The sequence below is a fragment of the Streptomyces sp. CNB091 genome (genome assembly GCF_000377965.1).
In genome coordinates this window covers 71572-92783 of the sequence record NZ_KB898998.1, presented here as the reverse complement: position 1 = coordinate 92783, position 21212 = coordinate 71572, and the positions used below count along the sequence as shown (strand labels likewise).

Sequence of the window (21212 nt, the reverse complement as noted above, 5' to 3'; positions counted from 1 at the left end):
TGCCCTTCGCGGGACCGCGTACGGGACTGTCGGTCGTCGCGCTCACAGTTCCTCCCCCTGGCGCCTCACCAGGCGCAGATAGACCAGCGTGACGGCCAGCAGGATCACCAGCATCACGACGCCGATCGCGGATCCGAGGCTGTACTGCGAGGACGCGAACGCCTTCTGGTACGCGTACACGTTGAGCACCAGGTTCTGGCCGGCGATGCCGCCGCCGCTGGTCATGACGTAGATCTGGGTGAAGACCTTGAAGTCCCAGATGATCGACTGGATGGTGACGACGATCAGGATGGGCTTGAGCATCGGCGCCATGATGGTGCGCCAGATCCGCCACTGGGACGCGCCGTCCAGCGAGGCGGCCTCCAGCACTTCGGTCGGGATGGCCCGGATGCCCGCGTACACGGTGACCATCACGAACGGGAACGAGCACCACAGGACCGCGAAGAGCACCACGGCGAAGGCGCTGTAGCGCCCGTACATCCAGGAGAAGTCGCCGAGTCCCAGCATCTTGTTGACCGGTCCGAAGTCGGGGTCGAAGAGGAAGACCCAGACGGTGGAGCCGGTGATCGCGGGGGTGGCCCAGGCGCCGAGCGCGGCCATCATCAGCGCGAGCCGGGGCACGGCGCGGACGCGGGTGAGCAGGACGGCCAGTGCGCAGCCGACGATCAGGGTGGACACCACGCAGGCCGCGGCGAAGACCACGGTGGCGAGGAGGACCTGCCAGAACTGGCTGTCGTTGAAGAGGGTGGCGTAGTTGCCGAAGCCCTGGAAGGTGGTGGGCTCGCCGCCGCTGACCTGGGCCTGGGTGTACTCCAGGAACGAGATCAGGCCGAGTTGGTAGATCGGGTAGACCAGCAGCCCGGCGAGCAGGACGAGCGCCGGCAGAAGGTAGAGCCACGGGGTCCAGCCGGCGCGGTTCGCGGGCGAGACGGACCGGCCGCGCCGGGGCGGGCGGGCGGCCGGGGTGCCGCCGCCCTTCCCGGCCGCGGGCGGCGCCTTGAGCGGGGTGGTGTGCGTGGTCATCGTCAGCCCGCGTCGGTGAAGGCCGTGTCCATCTTCTTCGCCGCGTCGTCCGAGGCCTCGGCCACGTCCTTACGGCCGGAGACGATCTCCTGGAACATCGTCGGCAGGACCAGCGAGGCGTCGATCTGGCCCCAGGCGGGCGAGGCGGGGACGAACTTGGCGCCCGCGCCCAGGGTCTCGACGAACGGGGCGACGAAGGGCTCCTTCTTCGCGGCGTTGTCCAGGACGTCGGTGTAGGTGGGCAGGAAGCCCATCGCGTCGAACATCTCGGCCTGGGCCTTCTTGCCGCTGAGCGACTTCATCAGGTCGACGGCGAGGGTGCGGTGCGAACTGCTCTTGAGGATGCCGAGGTTGTTGCCGCCGGCGAAGGCGGGGGCGATGGAGTTCTTGGCGACGCCGGGCAGCGGGACGACGGCGTACTTGCCCTTGACCGCGCCCGCCTCGACGGCCGCGTGGCTGAAGTCGCCGCCGATGGCCATGGCCGCCTTGCCGGAGGCGAAGGCGGTCACGGTGGCGTTGCCGCCCATGGAGGCGCACTTGGCGGCCGGGCAGTTGTCGTCGCCGAAGAGGGAGGTGTAGGCCTCGATGCCCTTGCGGGACTTCTCGCTGTTGATGCCCGACTTGTACGTCCCGCCGGTCTCGCCCGCGAGCTCGCCGCCGTTGGCCCAGATGAAGGGCATCGCGCCGTAGGTGTACGCGCCGCCGACCGCGAGGCCGTAGAGGTCGGGCTTGGCCTTGCGGATCTTCTTGGCGGTGGAGATCAGCTCGGCCTGCGACTTGGGGGCCTCGATGCCGAGGTCCTCGAAGACGTCGGTGCGGTAGTAGAGGGCCCGGACGCCGACGAAGAAGGGCGCGCCGTAGATCTTGTCGCCGACGGTGACCGACTGCTTGGCGATGGGGTCGGTGTCCTTGGCCTCGTCCCAGGCGCCGAACTCCTCGGTGATGTCAGCGAGTCCGCCGTCCTTGACGTATCCGGCGGTGTCGGAGTTGCCGTACTCGATGAGGTCCGGGGCGCTCTTGGGGTCGTTGAACGCGGCCTTGATCCGCTGTGCGCGGGTGTCGACCGGTATGTACTCGACCTCGACCTTCGCGCCCTTGTGGGCCTTCTCGAACGCGGCGACGGCCGAGTCGACGACCTTCTCCTTGGGCTTGTTGCCGACCTCCTGGAAGAGCCAGACACGGAGCGTGCCGCTCTTCTCGTCACCCTTCGCACTGGTGTCGGAGGTCTGCGGCGCGCAGGCGGTGGCGGTGAGGCCGGCCAGCACAAGCGCCGCAGCCGGGGCGGCAATTCGGGCAGAAAGCTTCATCCGGAACCCCTACCGGTCATGCGTTGCATCATGTGCAACGTGCGTTTCGTTCTGCACAACTGGCAGGAGAGTAGATCCGCGTTCCGGCGACGACAAGTGGTCTCGACCACTCTGTGACCAGCGGGTGCAGCCCGTGCAACGCGAGCGCTCGGTCACCGAGGGTGACCGGGAAGGCGGAAGGCCCCCGGGGCGTGCGGTGTCGCACGCCCCGGGGGCCTTCCGGCAAGTGAGCTCCGGACCTACTTCTTGTCCTTGCCGCCGCCCTTGCCCTTGTCCTTGTCGCCGCCGGCGCCCATGGACTCGTAGATCTCCTTGCACATGGGACAGACCGGGTACTTCTTGGGGTCGCGCCCCGGCACCCAGACCTTCCCGCACAACGCGACCACGGGAGTGCCCTCCAGGGCACTCGCCATGATCTTGTCCTTCTGGACGTAATGGGCGTAGCGCTCGTGGTCGCCGTCGCCCCTCGACACCTGCGGCGTCGGCTCGACGAGGGTCCCCGTACCTGCCCCGCGATCGGGCTCAAGAGTGCTCATAACCGCCAAGGGTACTGAAAGAGGCGGCCTCCGGTTGAGGGAAGGGTCACCCCCGGTCGAGCGGAGGTTCGTCCCTCAGGTGAACGACGGGCCGCCCCCTGCGCGAGCGACGGTTCGTCGCTCAGTTGAGCGAAGGGTCGTCCGGATACGTGGCGATCATCGCGAGCTCGCTGCGCTGGCGGCGGAGCACCGCGCGCCAGAGCCGTTCGGGGCGCGGGGAGGAGACGTCGCCGGGCTCCGACTCGACCACGTACCACGCGCCCTCGTTCAGCTCGCCCTCCAGTTGACCGGGGCCCCAGCCCGCGTATCCGGCGAAGATCCGCAGCGAACCGAGGGCGGGGCCAAGCAGCTCCGGCGGGGTCTCCAGATCGACCAGGCCGATCGCCCCGTGCACCCGCCGCCAGCCGAGCGGGCCCTCGTCGCCGGGGATCACCGCCACGCCGAGCGCGGAGTCGAGCGAGACCGGGCCGCCCTGGAAGACGACGTCCGGCTCGCCGGTCAGACTCGCCCAGGACGCGAGGATGTCGCCGACGCCGACCGGGGTCGGGCGGTTGAGGACCACGCCGAGGGAGCCCTCCTCGTCGTGGTCGAGGAGCAGCACCACCGCCCGGTCGAAATTCGGGTCCGTGAGGGCGGGCGCGGCCACGAGCAGCCGCCCTGTGAGCGAGGACACCTCCGTCATGGCAGGAATGATCCCGCATCTTCACCCTCCACGGGGGGTGAGTGACCGTGATGCCGCCCTCAGGAGAGCGAGCGCAGCTCAGGGCGCACGGAGGCACGGGGAGCGCACCGTGGGGCGGCGGCGCGGTGGGCCATCCGGACGGTAACCCTCCGCAAGATCGGGTGCGCGGAGGGTGTTGTGGCCGTTTCATGACGTTCGTACACCCCCCTTCGCCTTACGGAAGGGGGGTAGGAGGCCATTACCCTTTTCTTTGGCCCCCTGCCCGACCACTCCGGAACGCGAGATACATGACCGGCACAGACGATGTCCTGCTTGTCCACGGCGGAACCCCGCTGGAGGGCGAGATCCGCGTCCGAGGCGCCAAGAACCTGGTGCCGAAGGCCATGGTCGCCGCGCTGCTCGGCAGCGGGCCCAGCCGCCTCCGCAACGTTCCCGACATCCGTGACGTACGGGTGGTCCGGGGGCTCCTCCAGCTCCACGGCGTCACCGTCCGGCCCGGCGACGAGCCCGGCGAACTGATCCTCGACCCCTCGCACGTCGAGTCGGCGAACGTCGCCGACATCGATGCCCACGCGGGGTCTTCGCGCATTCCGATCCTGTTCTGCGGCCCACTGCTGCATCGCCTCGGCCACGCCTTCATCCCGGGCCTGGGCGGCTGCGACATCGGCGGCCGGCCGATCGACTTCCACTTCGAGGTGCTGCGCCAGTTCGGCGCGACCATCGAGAAGCGGGCGGACGGCCAGTACCTGGAGGCCCCGCAGCGGCTGCGCGGCACCAAGATCCGGCTGCCGTACCCCTCGGTGGGCTCCACCGAGCAGGTGCTGCTCACCGCCGTCCTCGCCGAGGGCGTCACCGAGCTGTCCAACGCGGCCGTCGAGCCGGAGATCGAGGACCTCATCTGCGTACTGCAGAAGATGGGCGCGATCATCTCCGTGGACACCGACCGGACCATCCGGATCACCGGTGTCGACAAGCTCGACGGTTACACCCACCGGGCGATCCCGGACCGCCTGGAGGCGGCTTCCTGGGCGTCGGCGGCGCTGGCGACCGAGGGCAACATCTATGTGCGCGGCGCGCAGCAGCGCTCGATGATGACCTTCCTGAACACCTTCCGCCGGGTCGGCGGGGCCTTCGAGATCGACGACGAGGGCATCCGCTTCTGGCACCCGGGCGGCGCGCTGAACGCCATCGCGCTGGAGACGGACGTGCACCCCGGCTTCCAGACGGACTGGCAGCAGCCCCTGGTGGTCGCGCTGACGCAGGCCGCGGGCCTGTCGATCGTCCACGAGACGGTGTACGAGTCGCGGCTCGGCTTCACCTCAGCGCTCAACCAGATGGGCGCGCACATCCAGCTGTACCGCGAGTGCCTCGGCGGCTCGGACTGCCGCTTCGGCCAGCGCAACTTCCTGCACTCGGCGGTCGTCTCCGGACCGACCAGGCTCCAGGGCGCCGACCTGGTCATCCCGGACCTCCGGGGCGGCTTCTCGTACCTGATCGCGGCACTGGCGGCGCAGGGCACCTCCCGGGTGCACGGCATCGACCTGATCAACCGCGGTTACGAGAACTTCATGGAGAAGCTGGAGAAGCTCGGCGCGAAGGTCGAACTGCCGGGCGGTTCGCTCGTCTGACCGTCCCCGTGCGCCGTGAAGGCCGCACAGTGCTGCCGCACACAGCACTGCGCACCGCGCGGTTCCCGCGTGAGCGGCCCGCCGCCCCGGTTCCGTACTCGGAGCCGGGGCGGCGGGCTGTCGGGCGTCAGAAGGGCCCCTGAAGGCCGCGTGAGCGGGCATGGCGGGCATAGCGCCCCGGGGTGGTGCCGGCGATCCGCTTGAAGTGCCGGGTGAGGTGGGACTGGTCGTGGAAGCCGACGGCGGCGGCCGCCTCGCCGGGCGGCATCCCGTCGAGCAGCAGACGGCGGGCCCGGTCGACGCGGCGGGACGTCACGTACTGGTGCGGCGCGATGGCGTACGCCGCGCTGAAGGCCCGTACGAGATGGGTGGGGTGCGCGTGCAGCAGCCGGGCGGCCCCGGCCAGGGTGACGCCCTCGCGCAGCCGCTCGTCGAGGAGCTCGCGCAGATCCCGTGCGACGCCCCGCCCGGGCGGCGGGCCCGTCGGGAGGCCCCCGGGGCGCAGGTGCCCCCGCAGCCGCTCGCCGACGAACGCCAGGCGGCTCTCCGCCTCGAACGCGTCGCCCGGGTCCGCGAGGGCGGTGTGCAGCCGGCCGACGCGGGTGCGCAGGAGCGGGTCGGCGAGATCCGGGGCGTCCACGGCGGGACCGACGAGGCCCGCGTCGAGGTGCGTCATGTCCAGGTAGAGCACCCGTTTGCGGAAGCCGTCGGTGGTCGCGGGTGAGCCGTTGTGCGGGACGCCGGGCGGCAGCAGGCTCACCGTGCCGTCCGGGGTGGAGCGCTCGTGGCGGTCCAGGTCGTAGCGGACGGCGCCGTCGTCGACGATCAGGAGCGTCCAGGCGTCGTGGACGTGCATGGGGTAGGCGTGCTCGGTGAAGCGGGCGTGGAAGACCTCCACGACGCCGGCGACGGCCGGACGCCAGGCCGCGACGTCCCTGATCTCCTGCCGCGGCGCCACGCCAAGAACGTACAAGACCGCGCCCGGGTCCACCGGCCAGTCTCGAACCATGAGAATCACGCACGAGACCGAAACCCGGAGCGGGACCCAGAGCGAGACCCGGAGCGAGACCGAGCGCGGAACCGAGCGCGGGACCGAGCGCGGGACCACGGCGGCCGGGAGCGTACCCGTCCGCTTCGACACGAAGGTCGCTGTGCTGCTCCGTGACGACCTGGAGTCCTGGCAGCGCCTGAACGTGACCGCCTTTCTGGTCAGCGGCCTGGGGACGGCGGTGCCCGAGGTGATCGGCGAACCCTACGAGGACGCCGACTCCACCACGTATCTGCCGATGCTCCGGCAGCCCGTGCTGGTCTTCGAGGGGGCGAAGGAGACGGTGACCACCGCGCACGCCAGGGCGCTGTCCCGGTCGCTGGCGACGGCCGTGTTCACCGCGGACCTCTTCGGCACGGGGAACGACCGGGACAACCGGGCGGCCGTACGGGCGGTGGGGCGGGATGCCCTGGATCTGGTGGGCCTCGCCGTGTACGGGCCGCGCAACGCCGTGGACAAGGTCCTCAAGGGGGCCCGGATGCACCCCTGAGTCCTCCGCACGCTCGTGGGAGCCCTCGCGTGCCCCGGGCACGGTGCGGGGGCTCCTGCGGGGCGCATGTGCCTCGGGCATGCGCGAGGGCGGCCACTCCTGGTCGGGAGTGGCCGCCCTCTGTTGCGCCGTTGAGGGTTACTTGCCCTTGGCGGCTTCCTTGAGCTTCGAGCCCGCGGAGACCTTCACGCTGTAGCCGGCGGGGATGTTGATCGGGTCGCCGGTCTGCGGGTTGCGAGCGGTGCGAGCGGCACGGTGGGTGCGCTCGAAGGTCAGGAAGCCGGGGATGGTGACCTTCTCGTCGCCCTTGGCGACGATCTCACCGACGGTCTCGGCGAGCGCGGCCAGCACGGCGTCGGCGTCCTTGCGAGTCACCTCGGCGCGGTCGGCCAGGGCGGCCACCAGCTCACTGCGGTTCATGTTGTTACTCCCGTGTTCTTCTTGCCTGTGAGGCGTGAGATCGAAGCCGATGCTGCCAGGGCCCTCTGACAGTCCCCGGACCCGGGTCTGATGTCAGACCCTCTCGCCCGATTACGCATCCTGCCCCCACCAGCGGCGGGAAAGCCAATCCGGAACCCTTCGGGGTCAATGAAAAGCGCCACGGTTCGCTCGTGGTGACGCTCCGTCGACTTGGCCGAGCGGACCGCAGCGGATGCCGGGCCCCGCGGGGCCCACTGCCCGCCCACCCTAAAGGGGCGTTTGGGGCGCCGCGACCCGCGACGCGCCGTACGGCACGGGCGGGTGCGGCCCGGGGTGTCCTGCGAGTGCCCCGTGAGGGGCCCCCGAAACGGTGGGGTCAGACGGAGGCGGAGGGGGCTGTCCCGGCGCCCGCGGCGGCCTTCGCGGCGGCCCGGACGGCTCCGGCGACCGCGCCCGCCACCTTGTCGTTGAAGACCGAGGGGATGATGTAGTTCGCGTTGATCTCGTCCTCGGCGACCACGTCGGCCAGGGCGCCGGCCGCGGCGAGCATCATCTCCGTGTTGACGGTGCGGGACTGGGCGTCCAGCAGGCCGCGGAAAACACCCGGGAAGACCAGCACGTTGTTGATCTGGTTGGGGAAGTCCGAGCGGCCGGTGGCGACGACCGCCGCCGTCTGACGGGCGACCGCGGGGTCGACCTCGGGGTCCGGGTTCGCGAGCGCGAACACGATCGCGCCGTCCGCCATCGCGGCGACGTCGTCGCCGTTCAGCACGTTCGGGGCGGAGACGCCGATGAAGACGTCGGCGCCGACCACGGCCTCCTTGAGGGTGCCGGTGACACCCTCCGGGTTGGTGTTGTCGGCGATCCAGCGCAGCGGGGAGTCGGGGTCGGCCGCGACCAGGTCCTCGCGTCCGGCGTGCACCACACCGTGGATGTCGGCGACGACGGCGTGCTTGACGCCGGCGGCGATGAGCAGCTTCAGGATGGCCGTGCCGGCCGCTCCCGCGCCGGACATGACGACCCGTACGTCCCCGATGTTCTTGCCCACCACGCGCAGGGCGTTGGTCAGGGAGGCCAGCACGACGATCGCGGTGCCGTGCTGGTCGTCGTGGAAGACGGGGATGTCGAGGGCCTCGCGCAGCCGGGCCTCGATCTCGAAGCAGCGCGGCGCGGAGATGTCCTCCAGGTTGATGCCCGCGAAGCCGGGGGCGATGGCCTTGACGATGGCGACGATCTCGTCGGTGTCCTGGGTGTCCAGGCAGATCGGCCAGGCGTCGATGCCGGCGAAGCGCTTGAAGAGGGCCGCCTTGCCCTCCATGACGGGCAGCGCGGCCATCGGGCCGATGTTGCCGAGGCCGAGCACCGCGGAGCCGTCCGTCACAACTGCGACGGAGTTGCGCTTGATGGTGAGGCGGCGCGCGTCCTCGGGGTTCTCGGCGATGGCCATGCAGACCCGGGCGACGCCGGGGGTGTAGATCATCGACAGGTCGTCACGGTTGCGGATGGGGTGCTTGGACGCCATCTCGATCTTGCCGCCGAGGTGCATGAGGAACGTACGGTCGGAGACCTTGCCCAGCGTGACACCCACGATGTCGCGCAGGCCTTCGACGATCTCGTCCGCGTGCGAGGTCGAGCTGGCGGCGATGGTGACGTCGATCCGCAGCATCTCGTGACCTGAGGCGGTCACGTCGAGGCCGGTGACCGAGCCCCCGGAGGACTCCACGGCCGTGGTGAGCTGGGAGACCGCGGTGCCGCTCGCGGGCACCTCCAGCCTGACCGTCATCGAGTACGAGACGCTGGGCGCCGTTGCCATGGCCGAGTCCTTCGCTTTCCTTAGCTTCATTGCCGCACATCCGGAACCCGCGTTCCGGACACGCTCCCCGATCGTCGCACCTACCGGCTGGTAGCCGGTAATGACTGCCGCCTTTCGGAAAGTAGTTTCCACCATACGAGAAACTACCCGTTCGGCGGAACCCCCAACGGGACCGAACCTGCCGGATGGCCCGTGAAACAGGGAACGGAGCCCGGGAAACAGGAAGAGAGCCCGGCAAACGGGAGCGACGGGAGCGACGGGAGCAGCGGAAGCGACGGGGGCAGCGCGCGGGGGCAGCGCGCGGGGAAACAAGAACAGACCCGCGCCACCAGCAGGTGACGCGGGTCTGTCTTCTTCGGTTGGGTGGCACCGGCCCGCCATGCTCGCCTCGCGGCAAGTGGTCGCTCGAAGCGACGAAGGTTGGGCCCGGGGGCTTGGATCGAGCCGGTGCCACTACCAAGGTAACAAAGACCCCCGAGAAGTGATTCCCGCGCGCGGGGTTGACTCGCCGAGCGCCTTCGGCGTCAGTCCCTCAACAGGTCCGGCACCCCGTCCTCGTCCGGCATGTCCCGCTCCCCCGAGACCACCGTGAGCTGCTGGGTCGCCCGGGTCAGCGCCACGTACAGCACCCGCAGACCGGCCGGGGACTCGTCCGCGATCTCCGCGGGCGAGACGACCACCGTGGCGTCGTACTCCAGCCCCTTGGCCTCCAGGCTGCCCAGCGCCACCACCCGCTCCCCCAGCTCCGCGAGCCACTCGCGGGCCTGGGCGCGCCGGTCCATCGCGACGACCACGCCGACCGTGCCGTCCACCTCCGCGAGCAGCCGCGCGGCCTCCTCGCGGACCGTGCCGGCCAGGTCCCCGCCGCGCACGGGCTCGAAGCGCGGCACCACCCCGGTCGAGCGCACCGCCGCCGGGGACTCCGTGCCGGGCATCGCCAGCGCCAGCACCTTCGCGGCCAGCTCCGCGATCTCCGCCGGGTTGCGGTAGTTGACGGTGAGGGTGAAGCGGCGGCGCGGCCGGGAGCCGAGCGCCTCGTCCCGGGCTGCGCCCGCCTCGTCCGGGTCGGACCAGGAGGACTGGGCCGGGTCGCCGACGATCGTCCAGGTGGCGTGGCGGCCCCGGCGGCCGACCATGCGCCACTGCATCGGCGTGAGGTCCTGCGCCTCGTCGACGATGACATGCGCGTACTCGGTGCGCTCCGCCGCGAGCCGCTCGGCCCGCTCCCACTGGGTCTCCTCGCGCTGCGGCATCAGCTCCTCCAGACCGGTGAGCTGGTCCAGCGGGTCCGCCTCGCGCTTGCGGCGGGGCCGGTTCGGGGTGCCGAGCAGCGCCTGGAGCTCGTCCAGGAGCGCCACGTCGTGGACGGAGAGCGGCCCGCTGCCGTCCGCGTCGAGGCGCTTCAGCGACCGGGCCAGGCGGCGCACCTCACCCTGGTTGAGGATGCGCCGGGACCAGCGGCCGAGGCGTCGCTCGTCGGCCATCGCGGCCAGCACCCGGCACGGCGTCAGTTCGGGCCACCAGGCGTCGAGGAACTCCAGGAACGGGGTCTCGGTGGAGACGTCCTCGTCGAACGACGAGCGCAGCTCCGCCACCAGCTGGGGGTCGGTGTACCTGCCCCGTCCGGAGGACTTGCTCCACAGGGCGTCCAGCAGCAGCTTCCGGGCACGCGGGCGCAGCAGGTTGACTGGGGCGGTGCCGCCCAGCACGTTGTGCCGGATGCGCTGGAGCTCGTCGGCCTCCAGCTCGACCCGGGCCCCGAAGGCGACGACGCGCAGCCGGTTCGGGGTCGTCGCCGCAGCGCCCTGCTCGGGCTCCTCGCCGAAGGAGAGCTGGCCCGCCTCTTCGCGCGGCGCCGCGGGCCGGCCCTGTTCCAGCGCGCCCCGGGCGGCCTTGCGCAGCACGTGGAGCATCCGGGAGGAGCCCTTGATCCGGGCCACGGCCGGTTCGTCATAGGTGGTCGCGCCCTGGAGGCCCGCCGCGTCGTCGGACAGCGAGCCGACCGCGCGGATCGCGACCTGGCCCTCCTCGCCGAGCGAGGGCAGCACCCCTTCGGTGTACGCGACGAGGAGCGGGGTGGGCGAGACGATCAGGATGCCGCCCGCGTACCGCCGCCGGTCCTGGTAGAGCAGATACGCCGCCCGGTGCAGGGCGACCGCGGTCTTGCCGGTGCCGGGGCCGCCGGTGACCTCGGTGACGGAGGCGGCGGGGGCCCGGATGACCAGGTCCTGTTCGGCCTGGATGGAGGAGACGATGTCCCGCATGGTGTGGCTGCGGGCCTGGCCGAGCGCGGCCATCAGCGCGCCGTCCCCGATCACCGGCAGCTTCTCGCCGTCCAGGAACGCCGTCAGCTCCGGGCGCATCAGGTCGTCCTCGACCCCGAGGACCTTGCGGCCCTTGGAGCGGATGACCCGGCGGCGTACGACGCGGCCCGGCTCCTTCGGGGTGGAGCGGTAGAACGGCGCGGCGGCCGGGGCGCGCCAGTCGATCACCAGCGGAGCGTAGTCGGAGTCCAGGACCCCGATCCGGCCGATGTGGAGCGTCTCCGCGATATCGGCTGTGGCGTCCTCCCGTACGGTGTCGTCGGCCGGCTCGACGGAGGTGAACGCGCCGTCCGGGCCGCGCTCCCCGTCCTTGCCGAGCAGCAGGTCGATCCTCCCGAAGAGGAAGTCCTCGAACTCGCTGTTCAGCCGGTTGAGGTGGATCCCCGCCCGGAACACCTGGGCGTCCCGCTCCGCGAGCGCGCCGGGGGTACCGACCTGGCCGCGCTTGACGGCGTCGTCCATAAGAAATTCCGCCTCGTGGATCTTCTCTTCGAGGCGGTGATAAACACGGTCGAGATGCTTCTGCTCGACACCGATTTCCCGGTCCCGCAGCGATTCGACAGCGGCATCCTGCGCGGCCACCGAGGCCCCCTTCTGACGTGCACTGGGCAGCCGTCAACCCTATAGCGAAGGGGGCCCCGAGCGCACCTGTCGACCGGGGCCGACCGCGCGTCGCGTCGACCGGGGCCGATCTCCCGTCGCGTCGGGCGGGGCCGATCGCGCGTCATGTCCGACGGGGCCCGGTTCACTCGACGCCGGGCGGAATCTCCTTCCCCGGACCGCGCCCGTCGGCCGCTTCCATGGTCCTGCGCCGGTGGCGGGCGACCCGTTCGCGGTTGCCGCAGACCTCGCCGGAGCACCAGCGGCGCCGTCCCCCGCGCGAGGTGTCCAGGTAGAGCCGGTGGCAGTCCTCGCCCTGGCAGCGGCGCAGGGCCGCCCGCGCGGCCGGGTCGGTGAGCAGGTCCACGGCGTCCCGGGCGACGACGGCGAGGAGCCCCGCGCAGTCGGGCGCCGTGCTCAGGGCCCGCACCAGGCCGCCGTCCGCACCGCGCACCGCCCGGGGCCCCGGGGGCGCACCGGAGGCCAGGGAGTTGACCCGCTCCAGCGCCCCGTCGGCCTCGGGGCCGCCTAGCTGAGCCGCCATCAGGCGGCTGACGGCGGAGCGCAGTTCATGGAAGCGGGCCACCCAGGTGTCGTCCAGCGCCGTCAGTACGGTGCCCGGCGGGACGAGCCGGGCGTCGGTCAGCCACCGAGCCAGACGCGCGGGCCCGTCGAGCTGTTCGCAGCCCCCGGGCGCCCCGCCCGCTGGCTCCGTGGCCACCAGGTCGAGGCAGACCCGGCCCGTGCCGAACCGCCACATCCGCGCACCTCTGCCCGCTGCCATGCTCCTGTCACCACCTTGGGTCACCGGTCGAACGGCCACCCCCCAGAGTGCCCCGGTCCGGGCCCGGCCGGAACCCCCGCCGCCACCTCGGTGCGGGACCCGCCCCCGTACCGTGGCGGCCATGGATCACGAGGGGGAGACACCCATGGACCACCGGGACGGCAGCGCCGTGCTCGGCCCCGGTGGGCTGCGGCTGCGCCGGTGGCGCGAGGAGGACCTGCCGGCGCTGCTGGAGGCGTACGAGGACCCGGCGATGCGGCGGTGGCTGGCCACCCAGGTCTCCGGGGCGGACTCGGCGGCCGGCTGGCTGGAGGCGCAGCGCACGGGGTGGGCGACGGGCACCCGCTTCGCCTTCGCCGTGACCGAGGGCGGGCGGGACGGCGAACCGCTCGGCAACATCGTGCTGAAGCGGCCGGACCCGGGCAACGACCGCGCGGAGGTGGGCTACTGGACGACGGCCGCGGCGCGCGGCCGGGGCGTGGCGTCACGGGCCCTGACGGCGCTGACCGACTGGGCGTTCACGGAGTTCGCCGAACAGGGCCTGACCAGGCTGGAGTTGCTTCACCAGGTGGACAACGAGGCCTCGTGCCGGGTGGCGGAGAAGTGCGGTTACGCGCTGGCGCGGGTGATCCCGGCGCTGCCGCCCGACTATCCGCTGGACGGCCATGTGCATGCGCGCGAGGCCCCCTCGGCGGCGCTCATCCGGCCGGCGGGTCGTCGTGCAGAAGCCGCTGGAACAGGTGGTGGTCGCGCCAGCGCCCGTTGATGTGCAGATACCCCGGCGCGGTGCCGATCCGCTCGAACCCGGCCTTGGCGAGCACCCGTTGGGAAGGGGCGTTGTCGGTGACGGTCGCCGCCTCGACGCGGTGCAGGCCCAGCCGGTCGCGGGCGGCGTCGCAGACCGCGCCGACGGCGGCGGTGGCGAGACCGCGTCCGGCGTGGTCCGCGTCGACCCAGTAGCCGAGGCGGGCGTTGCGGTAGGGGCCCCGCTCGATTCCGGAGAGCGTGAAGGCGCCGATCACCCGGCCGTCGTCGTCCGCGAGCGCCCAGGGCATGGACCGCCCGGCGTCCCGGTCGGCCAGCAGGGCCCTGAGCCGGGCGGTCTGGCCCTCGGCGGTGTAGAAGGTCTCGGGGCGTACGGGTTCCCAGGGGCGCATGTACGCGCGGTTGCGGGTGAGGGCCGCGGCGAAGGCGGGCGCGTCGGTGATCGCGACGGGGCGGAAGGCCACGTCCGGGGCGATCCGGTGGAGGTGATCGGTCATCGGGTCACGCTAAGCGCTGCCCCGTCGGCGGTGACGCTCCGGGGCCCTCGGTGGCCGTACGGCGGCGTTCCGGGCCGTCGGCAGCAGGCCCCTCAGCGGCCGTACGGCGGTGTTCCGGGCCAGGGCAGGGCGTTTCGGCAACGCGGCGAGGTACCGCGCCGCCCTCGGCAGCGGGCCCTTCACCGGCCGTCCGTACGACGTCGCTCCGGGCCCTCGGCAGCGGGCCCCTCAGCGGTCGTACTTCGTGTCCGCCGACGGGTCCAGCGCCAGCCGGTAGCCGCGCTTGACGACCGTCTGGATCAGCCGGGGCGCGCCCAGCGCCGTGCGCAGCCGGGCCATCGCGGTCTCCACCGCGTGCTCGTCGCTGCCGCTGCCGGGCAGGACCCGCAGCAGGTCGGCACGGGCCACCACCCAGCCGGGGCGGCGGGCCAGCGCGTGCAGGAGGGCCATGCCCGCGGGCGGCACCGCGCGCAGCTCGTCGTCGACGAGGACGGCGTGGCCCCGGATCTCGACCCGGTGGCCGGCGACGGGCAGGGTGCGGGCGGCGAGCGGGAGCCGGGCGCACATCAGCTGGACGAGGGGGCCGAGCCGGAAGCGTTCCGGCTGGAGGGTGTCGATGCCCCGGGCCTGGAGCGGGAGGGCGGTGACCGGTCCGACGCAGGCGACCAGCACGTCGTCGCGGAGGGCGCCGAGGATCTCCGGGAGCAGCCCGCGGGTCTCGGCGCGGCCCAGGAACGAGGCGGCGGCGGGGGCGCTGGTGAAGGTGATCGCGTCCAGGCCCCGGGCGGCCGTGACGTCGAGCATCCGGTCGAGCGGGGCGATGTCCTGCGGGGGCATCCAGCGGTAGACGGGGACGACGACGACGTCGGCGCCGGCGGCGGTCAGGGACTCGACGAAGCCGGGCAGCGGTTCGCCGTGCAGCTGGAGGGCGATCCGGCGGCCGGCGACGCCTTCGGCCAGGAGCCGGTCGAGGACCTCGGCCATCGATTCGGACCCGGGCGACCAGGCCTCGGTCAGCCCGGCGGCCCGGATGGCGCCCTTGACCTTGGGGCCCCGGGCGAGGAGTTCGACCCCGCTCAACGTCTTCAGCAGGGCGTCGCCGACGCCCCAGCCGTCGGCCGCCTCGATCCAGCCGCGGAAACCGATCGCGGTGGTGGCGACCGCCACGTCGGGGGCGTGGCCGATCAGCTGCTTGGTGGCGGCGAGGAGTTCACTGTCGTCGGCGAGCTGCACGATCCGCAGGGCGGGGGCGTGCAGGACGGCGGCCCCGCGGCGTTTGAGGAGGGTGGCGAGCTCCTCGGCGCGGCGGGCGGCGGTCACCCCGACGGTGAAGCCCGCGAGGGGGCCGTGCGTTGTGTCGTCGTCCTGCATGGCGTGTTCCCGGCTCCCGTGGTTCCGCTGGTACGCGAGGTGCGAAGGCCCGAGACTGTCAATGACGCGTGACAGGCTCGGTTCCCCCGTATTTCCCGGCCGTTACGTCGTACGACGCCGGGATGCGGTTCGGTGGCCCTCTACACCTCCGCGTAGCCGAGCCGGCCCCGTGTGGGCACGGGCGCGGGACGGCGAAGGTATACCGCCCAGGTGAGCGTGGTGCACACCCCGTAGAAGGCGAGGAAGGACCAGAAGGCCGCGGTTCCGGCGCCGGAGGCCTGGAAGGACTGGCGGAAGGCGAGGTTGATGGCCAGGCCGCCGAGCGCGCCGACGGCCCCGATGAGGCCCATGGCCGCGCCGGAGAGCCGTCGTCCGTGGGCGGCGGCGGACTCCGCGTCGAGCCCCCGGGCGAGGGCCTTGGCGTGGAAGATGCCGGGGATCATCTTGTACGTCGATCCGTTGCCGAGGCCCGTCAGGACGAACAGGGCGGTGAAGCCGGTGAGGAAGACGGGCAGCGAGGCGTTCCCCGAGGCGTGGATGACGACGCCGGTGGCGGCGGCCATCGCGGCGAAGGTGGCCAGGGTGATGCGCGCGCCGCCGTACCGGTCGGCGAGCCGGCCCCCGACGGGCCGGATCAGGGAGCCCAGCAGCGGGCCGATGAAGGTGAGCGAGGCGGCCTGGAGCGGGGTCCGGCCGAACTGGGTCTGGAGCACCAGGCCGAAGGCGAAGCTGTAGCCGATGAACGAGCCGAAGGTGCCGATGTAGAGGACCGCCATGATCCAGGTGTGCGGGTCGCGGGCGGCTTCCAGCGCGGCCCCGGTGTCGTTCTTCACGGGCCGGAGGTTGTCCATGTACAGGGCGGCGCAGACGGCGGCCAGGACGATCAGCGGGAGGTACACGCCGAGGACGATCCGGGGGTGCGCGGCCCCCAGCGTGCCGATGACGAGCAGGCCGACGAGCTGGACGACGGGGACGCCGATGTTGCCGCCGCCCGCGTTCAGGCCGAGCGCCCAGCCCTTCTCGCGCAGCGGGAAGAAGGCGTTGATGTTGGTCATCGACGAGGCGAAGTTACCGCCGCCGATCCCGGTCAGCGCCGCGACCACGACGAAGGTGGCGTACGAGGTGCCGGGCTCCATCACCCAGAACGCGGCCAGGGTCGGGACGAGCAGGCTCACCGCGCTGAAGACCGTCCAGTTGCGGCCGCCGAACCGGGCGACGGCGAAGGTGTACGGCACCCGCACCAGGGCGCCGACGAGGGTGGCGGTCGAGATGAGGAAGAACTTCCCGGCCGGGTCGATGCCGTACTCCGGTCCCATGAACAGGACCATCACCGACCAGAGGGTCCAGATGGAGAATCCGATGTGCTCGGAGAGCACGGAGAACCACAGGTTGCGGCGGGCGACGCGTGCGCCCTTCTCCCGCCAGAACGTCTCGTCCTCCGGCTCCCAGGTCTCGATCCAGCGGCCTGCCATCACGCGCCTCCACAGGGGGTCGGGGTGGTGTCCCCGTCGCTTCGGGGTGTCGTCCCGACGCTAGGGAGCCCGCGTTTCGGCGTGGTGCCGTGAGGTGACCGGTGGGCAACCTTGCTCTCACCGGGCCGGGAACGACCCGGTGAGATGCGGTGTCCGCTACCGCCCGCCGTCCGGCCAGAGCCGCGGCCGGCGCCTGGCGGCGACGTCCTCGGCCCAGCCGAAGGCGAGGACGCAGAGCGCGATGAGGGCCCAGGCGATCAGCAGCATGGGCACCCAGCTCTCCAGCAGCCAGGGCACGTTCTCGCTGAGAGCGTCCACGGACCAGAGCCGGTCGTAGAGCGTGGCGGCCGTCAGGATGCAGACGTTGTGCCAGAGGTAGACGGTCACCGCCCGCGAGTTGAGCAGGGCGACGGGCCGGGCGAAGGGCCGCAGCCGCTTCGGCCACGCGGTCCAGGTGGGGCTGAGGTGCAGCAGGAGCAGGACGCAGCCGAAGGACCACAGGGCCTGGGCGAGCGGGATGGAGTCCAGGTCGAAGCCGCTGCGGAAGCCCTCGTGGCTCGCCCACCACAGCCCCGCGCCCGCGAGGAGCGGGGCGATCGACGGCACGACGTAGGCGGGCAGCCGTTTCAGGACGCCCTCCTGGTGGGCCATGCCGAGGACCCAGCAGGCGCCGAAGGTGGAGAAGTCGGTGATCGCGGAGTCGAGGCGTTCGGTGGTGGAGAACATCTCCAGCCGCATGACTACGGCCAGGGCGAGCGGCGCGAGCAGCGTCGGCCAGAGCAGCCTGCGCAGGCCGCGCAGGAGCAGCGGGGAGAACAGGACGAACCACAGGTAGGCCCGGATGTACCAGAGCGGCCCGGCCAGCTCCTCCGGCCAGCTCGCCCCGAGGAATCCGTCGATGCCCGCCACGTCGTACGCGTAGGGCGGATCGCTGAGCGGCAGCACCCAGTACACGAGGTGCTGCCACCACCAGCCGGGGTGGCCCTCGGCGTCCGGGCCCCAGCCCTGGGCGGCCATGCCGGTGACGCCGATCGCGCCGAGCAGCCACAGCGGCGGCAGGAGCCGGCGGACGCGGCCCCGGATCACCTGGACGGCCGGCCGCTTCAGCGAGCGCGCCATCAGCGTCCCGGCCAGGGCGAACATGACGCCCATCGACGGGAAGACGACGGGCAGCCAGGCCCAGCCGGTCAGGTGGTAGAGGACGACGCGGAAGAGGGCAAGAGCCCGCAGCAGGTCGAAGTACCGGTCGCGGGCGGGTTCTACGGGGGCGGGCGGCGGCGGAACCGCGTGATCCGGCGGAACCGCGTGGTCCGGCGGGGCCGCGTGGTCCGGGGTGACGGTCATCGGCAGGGGCGGGGCGGTCATACGTAGGGCCTCCGGTCCGGGCTGCCGGCGCTGACGGCCCCGGTGTCGGCGGGCCGCCGACCGGACGAGCCGCCGGGAGCCTCCACCGCGCCCGTGCGCCGCAGCTTCTGCCACCGCAGCCGGCCGCCGGTGAGCGCGGTGATCCAGGACTGGAGCAGGACGACGTACATGAGCTGGCGGTAGAGGATCTGCTGGAGCGGCAGCGAGATCAGGTGCGTCATGCGCTCCTTGTCCAGCCGGAACGCGTAGGCGGCGCAGACCGCCTGGACGACCAGGACGCCGAACCACGCGGCGACGGTCTTGCCGGTCGGGCCGAAGACCAGCCCGTACAGCAGGAACACGTCGATCAGGGGCGCGAGGAGCGGGGCGAACACCATGAAGAGGGAGACGAACGGCAGCCCGACCCGTCCGAAGCGGCCCGAGGGTCCGCGTTCGACGACCGCGCGACGGTGCTTCCAGATGGCCTGCATGGTGCCGTAACTCCACCGGTAGCGCTGCGACCACAGCTGCTGCACGGACTCCGGGGCCTCGGTCCAGGCGCGGGCGTTCTCCGCGTAGACCACGCGCCAGCCATCCCGGTGCAGGGCCATGGTGACGTCGGTGTCCTCGGCGAGGGTGTCCTCGCTCATTCCGCCGACCCGGTCCAGGGCCTCGCGGCGGAACGCGCCGACCGCCCCGGGGATGGTAGGCATGCAGCCGAGGACGTCGTACATCCGGCGGTCCAGGTTGAAGCCCATCACGTACTCGATGTGCTGCCAGGCACCGATGAGGGAGTCGCGGTTGCCGACCTTGGCGTTGCCTGCGACGGCTCCGACCCGGGGGTCCCCGAAGGGCTGGACCAGCTCGCGGACGGTGGACGGTTCGAAGACGGTGTCGCCGTCCATCATCACGACGATGTCGTAGCGGGCGTGCCGGATGCCGTTGTTGAGGGCGGCGGGTTTGCCCGCGTTCCGCTGGCGCACGACCCGTACGCGGGGCAGCCGCATCGCCTCGACGAGGTCGGCGGTGGCGTCCGTCGAGCCGTCGTCGATGACGATGATCTCGATTCGGTGCTCACTGGCGGCCAGGGAGCGCACGGTCGCCTCGATGCACGCGCTTTCGTTGTACGCGGGGACCAGGACGGAGACCGGGCGGGTGACGGGCGGGCCCCAGCTGAAGCTCCTGCGGCGGACCTTGCGGGCGTGCAGGAAGGAGAGCAGCAGCATCAGCCCGAAGCGGGCGAGGACCAGGACGCCGATGACGGCGAGGCCGACGACCAGGACGCCGGTGATCCGCTCGGACACGGCGACGGCGCCGACGAACGCCTTGCCCTTCCACAGCGCGAACCCGGTGACCGGGGTGTGCGCGCTGGGGGCGTCGAGAGCGGTGGTGAGCCGGGTGAAGCTGTAGCCCCGCTCCTTGAGGTCCGGCAGCAGGGCGTCGAGCGCGGCCACGGTCTGCGAGCGGTCGCCGCCGGAGTCGTGCATCAGGATGATCGCGCCCTTGCCGTCCTTCGGCGTGGCCCGCTCGACGATGGCGCGGACCCCGGGGCGCTTCCAGTCCTCACTGTCGGTGTCGTTGACGACGGTGAGGTAGCCGCGGCTGCCGATGTACTCCGTGACCGGCCAGGACGTGTTGTCCATGGCGTACGAGAAGGAGGAGTACGGCGGCCGGAAGAGCGAGGTGCGGATGCCGGCCGCGCCCGCCAGCGCCAGCTGGTTCTGCGACAGCTCCCAGTCGATGCGTTCGGTGGACTGGTAGGAGAGGTCGGGGTGGTTGAAGGTGTGCAGCCCGATCTCGTGCCCCTCGGCGACCATCCGCTCGACCAGTCCGGGGTACCGGGCGGCCATGTTGCCGGTGACGAAGAAGACGCCGTGGGCGTCGTACTCCTTCAGCTTGTCGAGCACCTTCGGCGTCCAGACCGGGTCCGGGCCGTCGTCGAAGGTCAGGACGATCCTGCGGTCGGGTACGCGCAGGGTCTTCGCGTCACCGGAGCGGGCGTCGATGACGGGCCCGCCGTCGCGGACGTCCTTCGGCACCCGGGTCCGGGAGTCGGCGTCGCTGACCCGGTGGTCGGCGAGGATCTCGTTGTGCACGTATCCGCGCAGCATCAGCATCGCGAGCAGGGCGACGAGGAACGTCGTCGGCAGGAGGTAGCGGATGGGGAGCCTGTACCGGCTCCGGCCACGTGGCGCTCTCCTCGGTCTGCCGTTCCTGCCCCGCGTGGCGGGGGAGTTCATCTACGGGGCGCTCTCTTCTTGCACCGGCTGGTCGGGAGTCTCGGCGGGAGCGGTCGTCGTCGGGTCGGACGGCTTCGGCTCGGGGGACGGCGGTGAGGGGTCGGCCGGTGGCTTGGCGGTCGAGGTCGTGGGGTCCGGTTTCGTGGCACCGCCCGTACCGCCCGTACCGCCCGTACCGCCCGTACTGCCCGTACCGCCCGTACCGCCCGCGCCGGTGGTACGGGACGGGGCGGCGGAGACCGACACGGAGGGAGTGCCGGCCGATCCGGCGGGCACCAGCACGGAGGTGGGCGACGGGGTCGCGTCGTCGGGCGTGCCGGACTCCTCGGTCGCCGCGGGGCCCGAGGCGCTGGGCCCCGGCTCCGGGTCGTCCCCGAACGGGCCGCCCGCGGTGTCGTCGGGCACCGGGGCCTCCTCGGCCTGCTCCGCCTCCGCCTTCTCCCCTGTCTCGGACAGGGGCAGCCAGGGGGCGCTGGAGCTGCCGCCGAGGAGGGCGAGGACCAGCGTCACGGCGTAGGCGACGCAGACCGAGGCCAGGACCCAGCCGAGCCGTCGGAAGGTCTTGCCGCGGCGACCGCTCTCGTCCACGAACACGGGACCGTCGGCGCCGTCCGGCGGGGCGGGTTCGCCGGGCAGTTCGGCGAGCTGACGGCCCAGCCCGTCGAGCTGGATCGTCGCGTCGTCGGGCTCGTGCGTGTGCCAGGTTCTCCGGCCTTCGCGCCAATCGTCCACAGGTGCGGCCCCATCCCCCACTCAGGAATCAGGCGCACGAAATTGACTGGTTCTTTACTGTCGGACTGGGCCCCCACCCGTCCATGAACCCGGCCTTCCTGCACCCGGACGATGAATGTAGCGCACGACGTTGACG

General features: G+C 72.0%; 18 protein-coding genes. 3 read left to right on the top strand and 15 right to left on the bottom strand.

The genetic code is table 11. The features are described from left to right. Positions 1–42 precede the first annotated feature (42 nt). The 4 genes from D581_RS0117135 to D581_RS0117120 form a co-directional block, all read right to left on the bottom strand. Positions 43–1023: a carbohydrate ABC transporter permease gene (locus D581_RS0117135; protein WP_018958445.1), complete on the bottom strand. Its 981-nt coding sequence runs from the start codon at positions 1021–1023 to the stop codon at positions 43–45. Positions 1024–1025: 2 nt separating this feature from the next. Continuing rightward, entirely contained in the window at positions 1026–2330 is a 1305-nt protein-coding gene (locus D581_RS0117130) for an extracellular solute-binding protein (RefSeq protein ID WP_026290592.1), read from the bottom strand. A gap of 239 nt (positions 2331–2569) precedes the next feature. Further along, entirely contained in the window at positions 2570–2866 is a 297-nt protein-coding gene (locus tag D581_RS0117125) for a DUF3039 domain-containing protein (protein WP_006124925.1), read from the bottom strand. Positions 2867–2987: 121 nt separating this feature from the next. After that, positions 2988–3548, bottom strand: a complete 561-nt coding sequence (locus tag D581_RS0117120; RefSeq protein WP_018958443.1) for a YqgE/AlgH family protein — start codon at positions 3546–3548, stop codon at positions 2988–2990. A gap of 287 nt (positions 3549–3835) precedes the next feature. On the opposite strand from D581_RS0117120, the gene murA reads away from it, so the two are divergent. Next, positions 3836–5176: a UDP-N-acetylglucosamine 1-carboxyvinyltransferase gene (gene murA, locus D581_RS0117115; protein WP_018958442.1), complete on the top strand. Its 1341-nt coding sequence runs from the start codon at positions 3836–3838 to the stop codon at positions 5174–5176. 127 nt (positions 5177–5303) lie between these two features. On the opposite strand, the gene D581_RS0117110 is transcribed toward murA, so the two are convergent. Beyond that, positions 5304–6134, bottom strand: coding sequence for a helix-turn-helix transcriptional regulator (locus D581_RS0117110; RefSeq protein ID WP_018958441.1), 831 nt, complete (start codon positions 6132–6134; stop codon positions 5304–5306). Between the two features lie 49 nt (positions 6135–6183). Here D581_RS0117110 and D581_RS01000000137370 point away from each other — a divergent pair, with 49 nt between their 5' ends. After that, positions 6184–6714 carry a DUF2000 domain-containing protein gene (locus tag D581_RS01000000137370; RefSeq protein ID WP_018958440.1) on the top strand — a complete coding sequence of 177 codons (531 nt, stop codon included), beginning with the start codon at positions 6184–6186 and terminating at the stop codon, positions 6712–6714. 138 nt (positions 6715–6852) lie between these two features. Here the strand turns inward: D581_RS01000000137370 and D581_RS0117100 are convergent, their stop codons facing one another. The 4 genes from D581_RS0117100 to D581_RS0117085 form a co-directional block, all read right to left on the bottom strand. After that, complete coding sequence (locus D581_RS0117100) at positions 6853–7134, bottom strand: HU family DNA-binding protein (RefSeq protein ID WP_003968811.1); 282 nt, start codon at positions 7132–7134, stop codon at positions 6853–6855. Between the two features lie 376 nt (positions 7135–7510). Beyond that, positions 7511–8947 carry an NAD-dependent malic enzyme gene (locus tag D581_RS0117095; RefSeq protein WP_018958439.1) on the bottom strand — a complete coding sequence of 479 codons (1437 nt, stop codon included), beginning with the start codon at positions 8945–8947 and terminating at the stop codon, positions 7511–7513. A 524-nt stretch (positions 8948–9471) separates the two neighbouring features. Further along, on the bottom strand, positions 9472–11853 hold the full coding sequence (locus tag D581_RS0117090; protein WP_026290591.1) for a UvrD-helicase domain-containing protein: 2382 nt from the start codon (positions 11851–11853) through the stop codon (positions 9472–9474). A 163-nt stretch (positions 11854–12016) separates the two neighbouring features. Further along, positions 12017–12655 (bottom strand): CGNR zinc finger domain-containing protein, encoded by a 639-nt coding sequence (locus D581_RS0117085; protein ID WP_026290590.1) that lies wholly within the window; start codon positions 12653–12655, stop codon positions 12017–12019. Between the two features lie 145 nt (positions 12656–12800). Between D581_RS0117085 and D581_RS0117080 the strand changes: the two genes are divergently transcribed. After that, positions 12801–13421, top strand: a complete 621-nt coding sequence (locus tag D581_RS0117080; RefSeq protein ID WP_018958435.1) for a GNAT family N-acetyltransferase — start codon at positions 12801–12803, stop codon at positions 13419–13421. Here D581_RS0117080 and D581_RS0117075 read toward each other — a convergent pair. The 6 genes from D581_RS0117075 to D581_RS0117050 all read right to left on the bottom strand — a co-directional run bounded on the left by D581_RS0117075 (position 13354) and on the right by D581_RS0117050 (position 21076). Next, a complete protein-coding gene (locus D581_RS0117075) occupies positions 13354–13917 on the bottom strand; it encodes a GNAT family N-acetyltransferase (RefSeq protein ID WP_018958434.1) in 564 nt (187 codons plus the stop codon). The two genes, D581_RS0117080 and D581_RS0117075, sit on opposite strands and share 68 nt — an antisense overlap. Positions 13918–14145: 228 nt before the next feature. Further along, positions 14146–15288: a uroporphyrinogen-III synthase gene (locus tag D581_RS0117070; protein ID WP_018958433.1), complete on the bottom strand. Its 1143-nt coding sequence runs from the start codon at positions 15286–15288 to the stop codon at positions 14146–14148. Between the two features lie 140 nt (positions 15289–15428). Then, positions 15429–16760 carry an MFS transporter gene (locus D581_RS0117065; protein ID WP_018958432.1) on the bottom strand — a complete coding sequence of 444 codons (1332 nt, stop codon included), beginning with the start codon at positions 16758–16760 and terminating at the stop codon, positions 15429–15431. 156 nt (positions 16761–16916) lie between these two features. Beyond that, positions 16917–18125: an acyltransferase family protein gene (locus tag D581_RS0117060; protein WP_018958431.1), complete on the bottom strand. Its 1209-nt coding sequence runs from the start codon at positions 18123–18125 to the stop codon at positions 16917–16919. Then, entirely contained in the window at positions 18122–20344 is a 2223-nt protein-coding gene (locus tag D581_RS0117055; protein ID WP_018958430.1) for a bifunctional polysaccharide deacetylase/glycosyltransferase family 2 protein, read from the bottom strand. The genes D581_RS0117060 and D581_RS0117055 overlap by 4 nt, the downstream gene beginning before the upstream one ends. Continuing rightward, positions 20345–21076: a hypothetical protein gene (locus D581_RS0117050; protein WP_018958429.1), complete on the bottom strand. Its 732-nt coding sequence runs from the start codon at positions 21074–21076 to the stop codon at positions 20345–20347. Between the last annotated feature and the right edge of the window lie 136 nt (positions 21077–21212).

Excerpts from the sequence above, each read along its gene's own strand:
- D581_RS0117070 (WP_018958433.1), bottom strand. The coding sequence starts at position 15,288 with ATGCAGGACGACGACACAACGCACGGCCCCCTCGCGGGCTTCACCGTC.
- D581_RS0117085 (WP_026290590.1), bottom strand. The coding sequence starts at position 12,655 with ATGGCAGCGGGCAGAGGTGCGCGGATGTGGCGGTTCGGCACGGGCCGG.
- murA (WP_018958442.1), top strand. The coding sequence starts at position 3,836 with ATGACCGGCACAGACGATGTCCTGCTTGTCCACGGCGGAACCCCGCTG.
- D581_RS0117135 (WP_018958445.1), bottom strand. The coding sequence starts at position 1,023 with ATGACCACGCACACCACCCCGCTCAAGGCGCCGCCCGCGGCCGGGAAG.
- D581_RS0117060 (WP_018958431.1), bottom strand. The coding sequence starts at position 18,125 with ATGACCGCCCCGCCCCTGCCGATGACCGTCACCCCGGACCACGCGGCC.
- D581_RS0117125 (WP_006124925.1), bottom strand. The coding sequence starts at position 2,866 with ATGAGCACTCTTGAGCCCGATCGCGGGGCAGGTACGGGGACCCTCGTC.
- D581_RS0117120 (WP_018958443.1), bottom strand. The coding sequence starts at position 3,548 with ATGACGGAGGTGTCCTCGCTCACAGGGCGGCTGCTCGTGGCCGCGCCC.
- D581_RS0117075 (WP_018958434.1), bottom strand. The coding sequence starts at position 13,917 with ATGACCGATCACCTCCACCGGATCGCCCCGGACGTGGCCTTCCGCCCC.
- D581_RS0117095 (WP_018958439.1), bottom strand. The coding sequence starts at position 8,947 with ATGGCAACGGCGCCCAGCGTCTCGTACTCGATGACGGTCAGGCTGGAG.
- D581_RS01000000137370 (WP_018958440.1), top strand. The coding sequence starts at position 6,184 with ATGAGAATCACGCACGAGACCGAAACCCGGAGCGGGACCCAGAGCGAG.
- D581_RS0117080 (WP_018958435.1), top strand. The coding sequence starts at position 12,801 with ATGGACCACCGGGACGGCAGCGCCGTGCTCGGCCCCGGTGGGCTGCGG.
- D581_RS0117065 (WP_018958432.1), bottom strand. The coding sequence starts at position 16,760 with ATGGCAGGCCGCTGGATCGAGACCTGGGAGCCGGAGGACGAGACGTTC.
- D581_RS0117130 (WP_026290592.1), bottom strand. The coding sequence starts at position 2,330 with ATGAAGCTTTCTGCCCGAATTGCCGCCCCGGCTGCGGCGCTTGTGCTG.
- D581_RS0117055 (WP_018958430.1), bottom strand. The coding sequence starts at position 20,344 with ATGAACTCCCCCGCCACGCGGGGCAGGAACGGCAGACCGAGGAGAGCG.
- D581_RS0117100 (WP_003968811.1), bottom strand. The coding sequence starts at position 7,134 with ATGAACCGCAGTGAGCTGGTGGCCGCCCTGGCCGACCGCGCCGAGGTG.